The sequence below is a fragment of the Rathayibacter sp. AY1H3 genome (assembly GCF_002932015.1).
In genome coordinates this window covers 24,299-38,428 of record NZ_PSUU01000026.1, presented here as the reverse complement: position 1 = coordinate 38,428, position 14,130 = coordinate 24,299, and the positions used below count along the sequence as shown (strand labels likewise).

Below are 14,130 nucleotides of genomic sequence, written 5' to 3'. Positions count from 1 at the left end.
CACCGGTTCGCTGCAGAACCCGAGAGGACACGTCGACGATGACGTCACGACCCCCGGGCGGAGGCAGGCCCTCGCGCCTGCTCGCCGCCACCCTCGCCGCATCCGCGACGATCGCCCTCGCCGCCGGCGCCGCCGTGCCGGTCGCCGTCGCCGCGACAGCGGCGACCACTCCCGCGCAGAGCCTGCTCGCGGACTTCACCTTCGACACCGCCCCGAGCGGAGGCGCCTTCACGGACAGGTCGACCCGCGCCGCCGTGAAGGGCACGCCGACCCTCGTCGCCGGCCGCACCGGGCAGGGCAGCGCCGTCTCGCTGTCGTCCTCGTTCTGGCTCGACCTCACTGCGACCGACGGGCAGCCGCTGCTGAAGGGTCGCGACTCCGTCACCCTGTCGTACGACTCCAAGCCCGCCGCCGCGGACAACGTCGGCTGGTCGGTCTTCGCCGCTCGCTCGGCCGCGACCCAGGACTACGCCCAGGAGAAGTACGTCGGCGTCCTCGACAGGACGAACGGCATCACCGTCGAGCGGTACGCCAACAGCGGCGCCCGCGACTCCTCGGGCAACCTCACCGGCCCGAGCAGCACGGAGTGGAAGCACGTCGATCTCGTGCTGAGCGCCGGCACCGCCCGCCTCTACGTCGACGCGAAGCCCGTCGCCGTCACGACGGCCGGCCCCTCGCTCGCGACGGTCCTCGGATCGACCGGCGGAGTCCTGCAGATCGGCAAGGCCAACTGGGGCGGCGGGGAGTACTTCACCGGACTCCTCGACAATCTGCGCGTCTACGACCGCGCCCTGACCGGGGCCGAGCTGGGCGCGACGAGCAGCACCGTGGCGACCGACCTGCGCGCCGCACTCGACGTCCCCACGACCGTGCTCGGCGACCTGCCCGCGCAGGTCCTCGGGAACACCGTGACGTGGACCGCCTCCGGCGCCGGCGCCGCGCGCGTCTCCTCCACCGGCGCCGTGAACCTCTCGGGCCTCACCGCTCCCGTCGCCGTCCGCCTCCAGGCAGCCGTCGCCGGGCAGACCTACGCGTGGGACAGCACCCTCGCCGTGCCCGGCGGGCGCATCGCCACCTCCGTCAAGACCGTCACCACGACGAACGGAGTGAAGGACGACCCGCTGGCGTACAACGACGACCGTCGCGCGGACTCGCTCTTCACGGCCGCACTGCCCGCCGGCGCGACCACCTGGGAGCCGCTGAACCGCTCGCAGTCGATCCTCTCCGTCCTCAAGGACGGCGATCAGGCGCAGCGCCCGAACGCCCAGATGGGCTCGCCGCTGCTGTTCCGCTCGAAGGACGGCTCGCTCGGCGCGGTCTCGTCGCAGAACAACGCCACGGACTCCGTCTACCTCTGGAGCTCCGCCGACGGCCGCACGTTCCGCGACCAGCGCGTCCTCCGGGTCGCGCCGGGCTCGGTCGTGACCGACCCGCGGATCGTCTTCGACTCCGCCCTCGGCGTCTACAAGCTGTTCTGGACCGATCTGCTCACCACCGAGGGCCGCGTGACGCTGTTCACGGACCTCGCCTCCGGCACCGCTCCCGGAGCGACCACCCGCGCCGACGCCCGCGTCCCCGGTGTCCAGGGCTCGGGTCTCCCCGCCGGGTTCACCCAGGGCCAGGCCGGCGAGACGGCGCTGACCTCGACCGAGTTCAGCACGTTCTACCGCGAGTACGTCGACCTGAAGAACACCGGTGTGAAGTCGCTCAGCGGCTCCGTCGACTCCGGCGCCGGATCCGCTGCGATCGCCGCAGCGCTCCCGGGGCAGGCCGTGATGGAGTACAACGACGGCTCGACCAAGTCGCTCAACGTCGACTGGCAGGACGATCTGACCACCGCCGTCGACACCTCGCGTCCCGGGACCTACCGGGTCACCGGCTCCGTCCAGCAGGACCCCGAGGCGATGGTCAACGAGGCCCGCGCGGATCCGCACGTCTTCTTCAACGAGGACGACGGCTACTACTACCTCACGGGCTCGCACTACGGTCAGGACTCGCTCGGCCCGATCGAGGAGAGCTCCAGCTACCGCAAGATCGGCCTCAAGCGCTCGAAGACCATCGCCGGTCTCGACTCCGCTCCCGAGCAGATCGTGATCGACCCCGACGCCGGCACGCCCGGTCGCCAGAGCCAGTACCCGAACACCTTCTACGGCTGGGGCGGATACATCTGGGCGCAGGAGTTCCACAAGATCAACGGCACCTGGTGGATCGTCGCCGGCATGAACAAGGGCTACGCGCCTGTGGGCGGCTGGTGCGACAACACCGTCCTGATCCCCTACACCGGGACCGACGCCTCGATCGCCGAGGGCGGATTCCTCGACCAGACGAAGTGGGGCGAGCCGGTCGTCCTCGAGGGCGCGGCCTTCGACGTCAGCTACATCGACCGCCAGGAGAACGGCGCCACCCAGGGCTACTGGGTCCTGCCCAACGGCAACACGCTCTCCCTCGCCAAGGCGACGATGGGGCCCAAGGGCACCGTCCCGCTGGTGACCGGTGCGGTCACCCGCATCTACGGCGAGAGCCAGCCGTGGGAGTCGGGCAAGCGCTCGCCGACCCCGTCCGACACCACCGAGGGCAACGACCAGGGCGTCGTGGAGGCGCCGTTCATCGTGTCCAAGGGAGGACGCATGTACCTCACCTACTCGGGCGGAACGGTCGACAAGTACTACTCGCTCGGCCTGCTCACGGCCGACGCGAGTGCCGACCTCCTCAACCCCGCGACGTGGACGCAGACCGCGTTCCCCGTGCTGGACACCGAGGACACCTACCTGGGCCGCCTCGGCGCGGACGAGACGCAGTACTTCTCGCGCCAGCAGGCCGGCACCGGGCACAACTCGTTCGTCGAGGACGAGTCGGGCAACCTGCTCCTCGCCTACCACGCCCGCCCCTACCCGGACCCGCACACGGCGACCGACCCGCAGAACGCGGGCGGCCTGTTCGATTCGGACCGCAACACCTGGTTCAAGGGCGTGAACATCCGCGCGAGCGGCCGGCTCGACCTCTCGCTCTCGAAGGAGCAGGAGGTGGCCTCGGCCAACCGCACCGTCACGGCGACGATCACCGTGAAGGCGCCGGCTGTGCCCGTCACCGCCACTGCAGCGGCTCGCTGCGTCGCGGGCAAGGTGGTGGTCACGCTGACCACTGTCAACAAGGCCGCGTCGACCGCCGACCTCCGCTGGAACACCCTGTGGGGCGCGAAGACGCAGCAGATCGATGCGGGCCGGACCGCCTCGCTGGCCGTGACCACGCGGGCCGCCTCGGTCGCCGCCGGCACCGTCCAGGGGGTCGCCACCGTCGGCAGCGCCTCCGCTCCCGTGAGCGCCGCCTACCCGGCGCTCCGCTGCGGCTGACCTGACCGGGTCCTCCGACCGACGACGCCCGGCCGCCTCTCACCTGAGGGCGGCCGGGCGTCGTCGTTCCGGTCTGCGGTGATGTGCCGGGCGACCGGGTCGCGACCCTCGATGATCTCGGCGGTGCAGCCGGCATCGCGGGAGAAGACCCACCGGATGACGCGGCCGCGTCGGACGACCGGACCGTTGCGATCCACGAACGACTCCCCATCGAGGGGAGGTCGTCGGTCGGCGACGTACGGGGTGTCGTGAGTCGGACGGGAAGAGGCGAGCCGGTCTGCCGCTGCTGCACGAACCGGCCCGCCCCTTCGGCATCGTCTCAGTGGACGAGGGCGGCCTCCGCCTCGTCCCAGGCGGGGTTCAGGTCTTCCTTCTTCCCTCGGATGAGGAGGAATCCGGTGAGAGAGGCGGCGACCATGGTCACTGCTGCGGCCAGGAACACGGCCTTGTAGCCGTCGGTGAATGCGGTGAGCTCGGCCGTTCCGGACGCGATGGCGGAGTCCGCGGTGCTCGCGTAGAACACGGTGAACACCGCGAGACCGATGGACCCGCCGATGTGGAAGACGGAGTTGACGACGGCGGAGGCCACTCCGGCGTCCTCGTTCTCGACCCCGAGAAGGGCGAGGTTCTGGACGGGCACGAAGAGCATGGAGAGTCCGATTCCGAGCACGACCAGGGCGGGCAGGACCTGGAGGAAGTAGTTCCCGTCCGGGGTGATGCCGAGGAGCAGGAAGAGCCCTGCTGCCGAGACGAGCGGCCCGACGATCATCAGGGGTCGGGGGCCGAACGTGTTGAGGATCTTCGTGGTGACGGGCGAGAACGCCATGATCGCGACGGTCATGGCGAGGTTCGCGAGTCCTGCCATCAGCGGTCCCATTCCGAGCACGATCTGGAAGTAGAACGCGAGATAGAGGATGGCCCCGATCATCACGGCGCCATTGGCGGCCTGGATCAGGATCGCGCCGCCTCGCACACGACGCAGGATGACGCGCAGGGGCAGCAACGGCTGGTCGACCTTGCGTTCGATGAGCACGAAGACGGTCAGCAGGACGATGCCGAGTGCGAGGAAGGCGACGGTGTCGATCGCGCCCCATCCGTGCTCGGCTCGGGTGAACCCGTAGACGATCGCGCCCAGTCCCAGGGTCACGGTGACGGTTCCCCAGACGTCGTAGCGGTTGTCTCCTTCCGCCTTGCTCTCGCGGAGCACGAGAGCCCCGCCGACGAGGCCGAAGGCGACGAAGATGAGGTTGACGAAGAGGCACCAGCGCCGTCGTCAGGACAGTTCGACACCGAGGGGGTCGGGCCTCACCTTCCGACGTCGGCAGGAGAGGATGGCAGACTGGCGGCCGACGCTGTCGCACCCGCTCGTGCGGTGACGCGTCGACACCCTCCGGGCGCCTCAGCACCCGCCATCCCTAGCCGCTCACTCGGACCGAGGGAGCGGCGGAATCGATCACGACATGGAACCGAACCCGCCCAGCGGTGAGGGGGTCCTGCCCTCTCCTCGGACGTCTCCTCGCGCGACGCGACCCAACAACCGGACTCGGATCCTCGACGCAGCGGTCCGTGTCGCGGCGAGGGAAGGTTCTGTTCGCGTCACGCTCGAAGCGACTGCCGAAGAGGCTGGGCTGACACGCGGTGGAATGATGTACCACTTCCCCGATCGAGCCGATCTCGCCCATGCTCTCCAGGAGCACGTCGCGGCCGGCTGGGAAGCCCAGCTGATCGACGTCGCGGGGAAGACCGCGAACGAGGCCACCTTGACGGAGCGCGTGAGTGCCTACGTCACCGTCGCCCTGACGCCGTCGACGCACATGCAGATCGGACTCCTCCAGGCCACGGGCAGCGACACCGCTCTCCGAGCGCCGGTAGCGGAGGTGCGCCGAAGGTGGACGCCCTCCGCAGAGGGGACCGCGACCGATCCGATCACTCTCCGCCAGTTCATCGCCTGCCTTGCGGCTGACGGCCTGTGGTCGCACCACTCCCTCGGAGGCGATCGGATACCGGACGACATTCGAGCCGCGGTGATCTCCGAGATCATCCAGCTCTCCAGCACGGGGTGATGCACGAAGGGCGCTTTCCGGCGCGAGGCGGATCCCGGTCGGAGGAGCTCGACCGGGACCGAGACTCTTCCTTCTGCGGTCGAGGATCAGGACAAGCCTGTCCCCGGACCCGGCTCCTGGGTCGAGGCGAGCCCCAGGCCGGCCTCGCACTGCTGAGGATGCAGCAGGGACGGCATCCTCGAGGAGCGCCGCCATCGCGTCGCGCCACGGCAGCACGGTCGCGAACGCGGCGCCCAGGATGGTCGGCGACGCCTCGTGCTGCCCCGGAGCGCTCAGGACGCAGCCGGAGGCGACGTCCATGTCGAAGTCGCGCCACGTGGAGCGTCACCGACACGACCGGTCCGACGACGGCCGACCAGGAGACGTCCCGCGTGCGCCCGCACAGGCACTCCGCTCGTCAGCGGGACAGCAGCGCGACGTGGATCTCCTCGGCGAGGAGGTCCAGCGCTCTCGCGTGGGACGCCAGGAAGGCCCGGCCGTCGCGCGTGATCGAGAAGCGCTCGATGCGCTGCAGTGCGGTCCTCCTGCCTCTCTCCAGGAGCACCAGGCCCCGGCGGGAGAGCCGGAGGAGCCGCTTGCGCACCTCGAGGACCTCGACACGGTCGCCGGAGCGGAGGTCGAGGACTGCTCGCAGGCGGGTCTCGTCGCGGTTCTCTCCGGTCGCGAGCGCGATCAGGATGAAGACGTCGATGCTGCAGTCGAGCCCGCAGGCTCCGCAGCGGTTCGTGCACCGCGCAGAGCGTGCCAGGGACACGAGGAATCGATCGAGGCGCATCACGGGTGTCTCCTGGGGAACGGCGGTCTCCTGCTGCATCGGGAGGAAGGGGCTGGGCCGGTCACCGCCGGCGCGCGTCCGGGAGTCCGCTCAGGAGAGGTTCGCACATCAGCGATCGGTCCGGACAGCAGGATACGGCCCGATCGCCGCCCCGGTCCGCAGCCGGTGGTGATGCCGCCGCGGCGGGATCGTCGGGCGATCAGGGTCGAGGACCCGTCCGTACGGCGCAGGGGGGCTCAGGAGAGAGGGAGGGCGTTGCCGTTGATCAGCAGGAGGTCGTGTCCTCCGACGGCAGCTGCGCTCCCGGCCGCTCCGTCGTCCTTCTCCTCGGTGAGGGGGTGCGACTGCACGACCTTCGTCAGCACGAGCCCGGTGGTCGGGACGGTCCTGGTTCTCACTCTGTGGTGCATCTCGTCGGTCGTCCTCCAGAGGTGGCGGCGCTGCAGGTCGGGCGCAGTGCCGGTCGGGGCGGGACAGCGGAGGAGCGGGCGATCGTGGCGCCCGCTCCCCCGCCTTCTCAACGGCAGCTGCGCGCCGGGTAGTCGACGCTCGTCTGCGTGCTGACCGTCTTCCCGTCGACGACGGCCTTTCCTGTCGCGGCCACCGACCCCGCGGGGATCGAGACCGCTCGGGTGGTGACGGCGCTCGACGCGGACGATCCCGGAGCGACTCCGGTCACGCTCTTCGAGCCGAAGGCGGTGACCGTCGTGATGTCCATGATCGAGCGGCTGTCGTTCTTGACCACAGTGGTCAGGACGACCTTCCCGCTGACGCAGCGGGTCGACGCCGTGGCGGTCACGGTCAGGGGCGACGTGACGGTGACCTTGGCGGTCACAGTCCGGTTCGCGGGTGCGACCTCCTCCGTCGGCGTCAGGTCGAAGACCGGCCGGCCGTCGGCGGCGTAGTGGATGCGGGCGAGACGGGTGTCGCGGCCGTCACCCCCGACTCCGTTGCCCCAGGTGTGGTAGACGTACACGTCGTTGCCGTCCTCGTCCTGGGTGACGGCTCCGTGGCCGGGACCCTGCTCGTAGGTGCGGTAGTCGAGGACGCCGTTGGGCATGGGGACGCTCTGCAGGAGCGGGGCGTCGTACTTGGTCCAGCTCGCGATGTCGGTCAGGTCACTGCCCTCCTTCGCCCAGGCGCCGCCCACGATGTACTTCGGGCTGACGCCGCTGCTGGAGTAGACGAGCGTGATCCTCCCGTCGCGCTGGATCGCGAACGCTCCCTCGGACAGGTGGTCCTCGAACGTCAGCGAGGGCACGATGATCGGGGTCGGCTCGCCGATGACGCGGGTGGGGTTCGCGGGATCGACCTTGGCGATCCAGGTCGCCGGGTCGCTCACTCCGTTGTCGACGTAGCGCTGGGACCAGGCGTAGTACGCAGTTCCACCGGACTCGAAGTAGGTCATGTCGAGGCTGATGTTGCGTCCCGTGCCGGGGCGTCCGAGGGCGCTCCCGTCGCTCTTCACGACGGCGCGCGGCGCGCTCCAGTCGGAGGGGTTCGCGGGGTCTCCGCCGTCGCGCAGCTGCATGATGTGCGCCTGCACCGTGAACCACTGACCGTTCTGGTTCGACTGGTCGTTGTCCGGGTTGAAGCACGGGGCGAACAGGATGGAGAGCTTGCCGCCGATCTCGTGGATCTCGGGGGCCCAGTAGCAGCCCGCGATCACCTTGCCCTCGGCGGTGCGGTCCATCCGCGTGGTGCGGTTGAGGAGGTCCACCTCACGGGCCCGTCCGCCGTTGTCGTCGCTGAGCTGGTCGATGCTGTCGGCGACCCGGATCGGCAGGTGCTGCGAGGCGACGTTGTTGTTGTTCGTGTCGTCCGTGGCGGTGAAGAGGTACTGCGTCTTCCCGTTGCGCTCGTAGCGGTAGATCGTCGGATCCGCGCGGTTGTAGGCGAACGGCTCGTTGTACTGCCGCTGGCGGACGGTCCCGGAGAGGTCGTACGTTCCCGGGCCCTTCGCGGCGAGGTCGGCGAGCTGCTGCTGGTTCCAGTCGATGCCGAGGCTGCCGGTCGAGCCGTCGTTGTAGGAGAGCTGCGCCTTCACTCCGGACAGGGCGGAGGTGTCGCCCTGATCGATCGTCTGCGGTGCGACCGAGGATCCGGTGTTGACCGTGCGGCCGAACCTCTTCACGAGCGAGTCGGCGACGGAGCCGGAGACGGTCAGCGCGCCGCCCGGCAGAGCGTCGGCGACGCGGCCCGGGACTCCGGAGAGGTCGGGAGCGGCGACGGTGGCGGGGCTTCCACCGAGGACCGCACCGCGGTTCCCGTCGGTCACGACGACGCTGCGACGGCCGCCGTCCTTCGGCCAGAACGCCTGCGCGCGGAGCTCGGTGCGGGCGAGGTCCGTGACGGTCGTGTACTTCGCCGCCCCGGAGGAGTCCGTCCAGGAGACGAGGTAGCGGTTCTGGTCCGTGTCGTAGACGGCCTTCGGCGCGACGACGCCGCCGGTGGTGCCGAGGTCGATGAGGCCGAGCTCGGTGAAGTCGGACGCGGTGGCGTCCGTGGCCTTGAAGATCAGAGCGCTCGAGTCCCCGGTGCCGTCGGACGCGCCCGACTGCAGGACGCGCGTGGCGATCACGCCGACGGTGCCGTCGGCGAAGGTGAACAGCGAGGGGTTCGCGAGGCCGCGGTTGTCGGCCTTGTCGGTTCCGAGGAAGACCCCGTCGGCGAAGAGGACTCCCGAGTTGCCCGAGAGCGGTGCCGCGTCGGCGACGGACGAGCCGAGTGCCAGGTGGAGGCCGCGGGCGATCGTGTCCTGGTTCGCCTTGTCCTCGCCGGTCGGCGTCCGGGTGTACGACACCACGGTCTTCGCCGTGGAGGCGCTGAGGACGGTGGTGCGGAAGGTCTTCGTCAGCGTGGTGGCGCCGACCTTCACGGAGGCGGTGAGCGCGAGTGCCCGGTCGGTCGCCGAGTCGTTCACGAGGCGGCTGCCGGACAGGCCGGCACCGTCCGCGCTCCACGACACGGTGTAGCCGGCGACCGTGGGAAGAGCGGTTCCGGAGGCGACGGTCGGCGGGACGACGAGGGCGGTGCGCAGGCGCGCCGTGGCGTCGGCCTCGGTGTCGGCGGCGACGGTGACGGTTCGCGCGGTGCCGGTGGCGGCGGATCCGGCGAACGTCGCGGTCGGGGTCAGGGTCACGGTGGCGTTCGCCGAGCCGGGTGCCGGGCGGCGCACGGAGCCGTCGGTGCCGATCACCGCGGGGTCGCTGCTCGCCCAGGTGAGGACGGAGCCGCCCGCGCCGCGGGTCGGGAGGGAGAGGTCGCTGGTGACGGGTCCGGTCACGGCGATGGTCGCCGCGGCGGCGTCCGATGCAGCGATCGCGGCAGCGGCCGGAGCCGCGTCCTCGCGCACCTGGTCCTGGGTCAGTGCGGAGGAGTAGACGTGCACGTCGTCCATCGCCCCGGCGAAGAGAGGGTCGGGGCCGTAGAACGACTTGCCGAGGAGGCCGGAGAAGGCGGAGGTGCCGACAGTCGCCGCTCCGGTCGCGGAGGTCGGGGTGGTCTGGGCGAGCCGGCCGTCGACGTAGGTCGAGACGCTGACGCCGCTGCGCAGGACCACGGCGACGTGGCTCCAGCGGCCGGTGGCGGCGGGACCGGAGTCGGCCGCGCGCTGCTCCGAGCCGTTCTTCACGGCACCGATCAGGCTGCTTCCGCACTGGGGCGTGGTGAAGAGGTACCGCTCGGTCGACTGCCCGAGCGCGTACGCCCAGCTGCAGTTCTGGTTCCCCTCCCAGCGCAGCCAGGCCGACATGGTCACGTCGGTGGTGGCCGCCGTGGTCAGTCCCGGCGCGATCTCGGCGTAGGCGGCGGAGCTGCCTGCGGCGCCGCCGGGGAGGCGGAGTGCGCGGTCGGTGCCGCCGCGCGGACCGGCGACGGTCGTCGCTCCGGTCCCGCGCACGGTGGCGGAGCGGCCGGCAGCGGAGTCGGTCAGGGTCGTGCCCGCGCCCACGGCGGAGCCGACGGCGGCGGACGAGGAGAAGTCGTAGGAGAGGACCGGGCTGGGCACCGCGGCCTGTGCGGGTGCCGCGCCGAGCGCAGCCCCTCCCGCTGTCAGGCTCGCGGCGACCAGGAGGGCCGTCGTGCGTCGGAACCGCATTGTTCGTCTACTTCCGTGGGAGAGGTGGATGCGGGGAGCACGGACCCAGGGTCCATGCTCCCCTGCTCCGGTGGCCGGAGGCCCCGGAACGGAGGAGGTCAGGGGAGGGGCGGCTGGACGCCGCTCCTCCCCTGTCACCGGCCTAGCGGCAGGTGAGCGCCGAGTACGGCGCGGTGGCCGTCCTGGTGCCGTTCGCGTCCTTCGAGGCGACGCTCACCTCGCCCGCGGTGACCGAGGTCGCCCGGGTGGTGAAGGCGGCGGACACGGACTTGCCGGGAGCGACCCCGGCGAAGGTCCTGCTCCCCCACTGCGAGCCGACGGTCATCTCGACCGTGGAGCCGCTCGTGTTGGTGCCGGTCGCGGTGACCGTCACCTTGCCGGCGACGCAGCGGCTCGCGGCCGAGGCCGTCAGCGACGGTCCGGGAGGAGCCGTGGCGGTGATGGTGGCGATGGCCGGCGTCGCTGCCGAGTTGGCGAGCTGTCCGCGCACCTGCACGGTGTCGCCCGCCTTCTTCAGCGAGCTGAGATCGGCGGTCGCCCACGTCACGGCGACCGTCTCACGGTGGCCGTCCTTGAACGTCGCGCCCACCGTGGCGGGCAGGTCGACGGTGGTCGATCCGGCCTGAACGGTCCGCGCCACGGCGTCGATCGAGGTCACCAGGAGCGACGGGTTCCACTTCGCGGCGAGCCCGTCGCGCTCCTTCGCAGTGATGGAGACGACGGATCCGTGGCGGGGCGACGTCGGCAGCGAGAAGCTGCTGGGGATCGTCCACTGGATGTCGCCCTCGAGCGAGTTCGTGCCGAGCGGGATGTAGCCGCGTCCGCCGTAGTTGTCGGTCCAGAGGAAGTACTTGTACCCCGCCCGGTCGCCCTCGTTGGTCTTGAAGATCTCGGGACCCTCGACCTCCGGCGTTCCGGCGGTGCGGCCGATGCAGGTGTCGATGAGGCTCCACGCACCGGAGGCGGTGGTGGCGCGGAGGTTCGTCGACTTCTGTCCGATGATGTCGGGCGAGGGGCAGCCGCTGGTCTGGGTCGCCTTCGTGAAGCGGTAGTAGGTGTCGCCGTCCTTGAGCATCGTGGCGTCGATCAGTCCGTTGCTCTTGTTGAGCGAGGGGACGTCAGCGGCCTTGAACCAGACCTCGGGGGTGGTGAAGTCGCGGAAGTCGCGGGTGGTGGACGTGAGGATCTGCGGTCCGTTGCCGTCCTCGACGTTGCGCGTGCTGTCGGTGAAGAGGGCCGAGGTCCAGTAGACGACGTAGGCGTCGATGGTGGGGTCGTAGGTGGCCTCCGGTGCCCAGGTCATGCCCGCGTTGGGCAGGTTGACCTCGACGTGGCGCTGCTGGCCCCAGTTGACGAGGTCCGTGGACTCCCAGATCTCGAGGTAGCGGCTGCCGCGGTTGGTCGATCCGCCGAAGCCGGTGGTGCCGACGGAGAGGTCGGTGGCCATCAGGAAGAAGCGGTCGCCCTCCTTCGAGCGGAAGACGAACGGGTCGCGCAGCCCCTTCGTGCCCATGGTGGAGGTGAGGATCGGCTGGGCGTCGTTCAGGGTCTTCCACGTGAGCGAGTCGTTGCCGTCGGAGGTCGCGAAGCGGATCTTCTCGCCCTCGATGCTGTCGCCGGTGAAGTACGCGAACAGGTACGCGTCGAGGTCGCTCGCGGCCACGGGAGCCGCGGCCGGAACGGTGCGCGTGAGCGTCCGCACGAGGGGCGTGGTGCCGGGCACCGTGACCGTCGCGGTGAGGGTGACGGTGGTGTCGGCGGACGGGCGCGTGAGCGAGCCCTTCGCGACGACGTTCGGCGCGGTGCCCTTGTCGGCGGAGGTGATGACGGCCTCGTTCGACGAGGTCCAGCTGACCACGGCGCTGGAGCTGTTCGCGCGCGCGGCGGTGGCGGCGACGTCGGCTCCGGTCGAGGGCAGGTTCAGGCTGCCGCGCACCGGTCCGGCGAGAGCGGGATCGTTGCTGATGCCGTCGGCGACGGCCCGGGCGAGCTCGGCCTCGGCGCTGTCACCGGCGGCGTACGCCGGGACGAACACGGTGGTGGCACGGCCGACGACGGTGATGCCGCCGTGGACGGCGGTCGGGGTCAGCGTGACGGTGGCGTCCGGGCTGCCCGCGGCGGGCCGGGTGACGACGCCGCTGGTGCTGACGACGCCGGGGGCGCTCGACGTCCAGGTGATCGTGGAGCCGTTGGCGCCGGTCGTGGGGAGGGCGAGGTTCGAGGTCACGTTCGAGGTGTCGCCGAGCGAGACGGCGGCGTCCTGGTTCGCGAGAACCGAGTGCACGGATGCGGCGCTCTGCTGCACCTGGCCGGCGGTGAGCGCGGAGGTCCAGACCTGCATGTCGTCGATGGCACCGGCCCAGTAGGCGTCCGCGCCGTAGAACGATTTGCCGAGGAAGCCGGAGAACGTGGACGTGCCGATCGCGGACGCGGCGGTGAAGGTCGTGCTGCCCTGGCCGACGAGAGCTCCGTCGAAGTAGGTCGAGACCGACTGGCCGCCCTTGACGACGACCGCCATGTGCACCCAGCGGTTCGCGGCGACCGGAGTGTTGCCTGCGGCCCGCACCTCGGAGCCGCTCTTGATCGCGCCGAAGCCGGCCGGTCCGCACTTCGTGGTGGAGAGGACGTGGGAGTCGACGCTGGAGCCGAGCGTGAAGGGCCAGGTGCAGTCCGGAGCACCGCTCCAGCGCAGCCAGGCGGACATCGTGACGTCCTGCGTGCCGGCGGGGATCAGGCCCGGGGCGATCCGGACGTGCGGCGCGGCCGACGTGCTCGATCCGCCCGGGAGCGAGAGAGCGCGGTCGGTGGAGGCGCCGGAGGGACCCGCGACGCTGGTCGCGCCGGAGTTGATCAGGGTGCCGGGGTGGTTGCCCGGAGCGGAGTCGGCGACGACGGCTCCATTGGCGAGCGTCGCGCCGATGCCGTCGAACGAGTACTGCAGCGCGGGAGCGGGGACGGTCTCTGCGGCGCCGGCGGCGCCGATCGGTCCGAGTACGCCGCCGAGGCAGGCGATGGCGAGCGTCAGCGCGGCGCCCGCTCGGGGGAGGCGTGAGCGCCGGGTGCGCTCCTGCCGGGGGGTTCGTGACATGGGGGGTCCTTCAGGTGAGGGGTCGGAGGGGGAGGACGGAGCCCGCGCGATCGGCCGGCGGAGTGGTGAGTCCGGCGTCCGTCTGGCGGGGAGGGAATCGCCGGAAGGCGGCCCGGGACGCGGGCCTGGCGACCCGTGATCGGGAGGCGGAGGTCGACGTGGGTGCGAGGACGAGACGTCGCGCGCTGCGGGCGCCGACCGCGGTCACCGCGTGGAAGGTGTCGGCCGGGCCGACAGTCATCGGGGCCGGGCGTGGGCCTGCGGCGGGAGGGTGCGGCGGGAGGGTGGTGCTGTCGTCATCATCGACGTTCCTCTCAGGTTCGCCTTCGAACCGGTCGGAGTGGGACGCGAGGCGCGAGGACGCGCTTGCCCACTTCAGGTGACACCGTACCGACTTTTGTTAACGGTAACAATGGCGGATTCCCGGGCGATGCCGCAGCGACGGCGGGTGTGAGCGCTCTCTCCCTGCGAGCACGGGGATCCGCGTGGACGGATCACCCTCGCCCGGCGGGGCTCGGACCGGATCCGCTCGAGACCGGCACTTGACACCGGCTCCGCGACCGGTCGATGGTTGTCCACGTCAACATGCAGGTCGTGATCAGCTTCCCATCCCACTCGGAGCGTCGGCGCTGACGCGTCCCGCGGCGGGACGACCGGATCACCATCCCGGTCGCTCCGGCGCATCCTCTGCCGTGCTCCGATCCCTTCGGACACGGCTCCTTCCTGCGACCCTCATCCGCGTCCCTTCGGGGACG

At 70.9% G+C, this 14,130-nt stretch carries 7 protein-coding genes; 2 read left to right on the top strand and 5 right to left on the bottom strand.

Annotation, left to right across the window (positions count from 1 at the left end; all coding sequences use genetic code 11):
- The first annotated feature begins 38 nt into the window (after window positions 1-38).
- The gene (locus tag C5C33_RS11295) at window positions 39-3,350 is read left to right on the top strand and encodes a family 43 glycosylhydrolase (RefSeq protein ID WP_104261158.1); all 3,312 of its coding nucleotides are present in this window, start codon (window positions 39-41) and stop codon (window positions 3,348-3,350) included.
- 319 nt (window positions 3,351-3,669) lie between these two features.
- Here the strand turns inward: C5C33_RS11295 and C5C33_RS11285 are convergent, their stop codons facing one another.
- Window positions 3,670-4,557, bottom strand: coding sequence for an MFS transporter (locus tag C5C33_RS11285; protein ID WP_374953594.1), 888 nt, complete (start codon window positions 4,555-4,557; stop codon window positions 3,670-3,672).
- Window positions 4,558-4,810: 253 nt separating this feature from the next.
- On the opposite strand from C5C33_RS11285, the gene C5C33_RS11280 reads away from it, so the two are divergent.
- Window positions 4,811-5,413 (top strand): TetR/AcrR family transcriptional regulator, encoded by a 603-nt coding sequence (locus C5C33_RS11280; protein WP_104261156.1) that lies wholly within the window; start codon window positions 4,811-4,813, stop codon window positions 5,411-5,413.
- Window positions 5,414-5,810: 397 nt separating this feature from the next.
- Here the strand turns inward: C5C33_RS11280 and C5C33_RS11275 are convergent, their stop codons facing one another.
- The 4 genes from C5C33_RS11275 to C5C33_RS11265 form a co-directional block, all read right to left on the bottom strand.
- Complete coding sequence (locus C5C33_RS11275) at window positions 5,811-6,191, bottom strand: hypothetical protein (protein WP_104249689.1); 381 nt, start codon at window positions 6,189-6,191, stop codon at window positions 5,811-5,813.
- A gap of 233 nt (window positions 6,192-6,424) precedes the next feature.
- Complete coding sequence (locus C5C33_RS18550) at window positions 6,425-6,586, bottom strand: hypothetical protein (protein WP_181027229.1); 162 nt, start codon at window positions 6,584-6,586, stop codon at window positions 6,425-6,427.
- A gap of 119 nt (window positions 6,587-6,705) precedes the next feature.
- On the bottom strand, window positions 6,706-10,287 hold the full coding sequence (locus tag C5C33_RS11270; RefSeq protein ID WP_104261155.1) for a LamG-like jellyroll fold domain-containing protein: 3,582 nt from the start codon (window positions 10,285-10,287) through the stop codon (window positions 6,706-6,708).
- 142 nt (window positions 10,288-10,429) lie between these two features.
- Complete coding sequence (locus tag C5C33_RS11265) at window positions 10,430-13,375, bottom strand: immunoglobulin-like domain-containing protein (protein ID WP_104224390.1); 2,946 nt, start codon at window positions 13,373-13,375, stop codon at window positions 10,430-10,432.
- Window positions 13,376-14,130 lie beyond the last annotated feature (755 nt).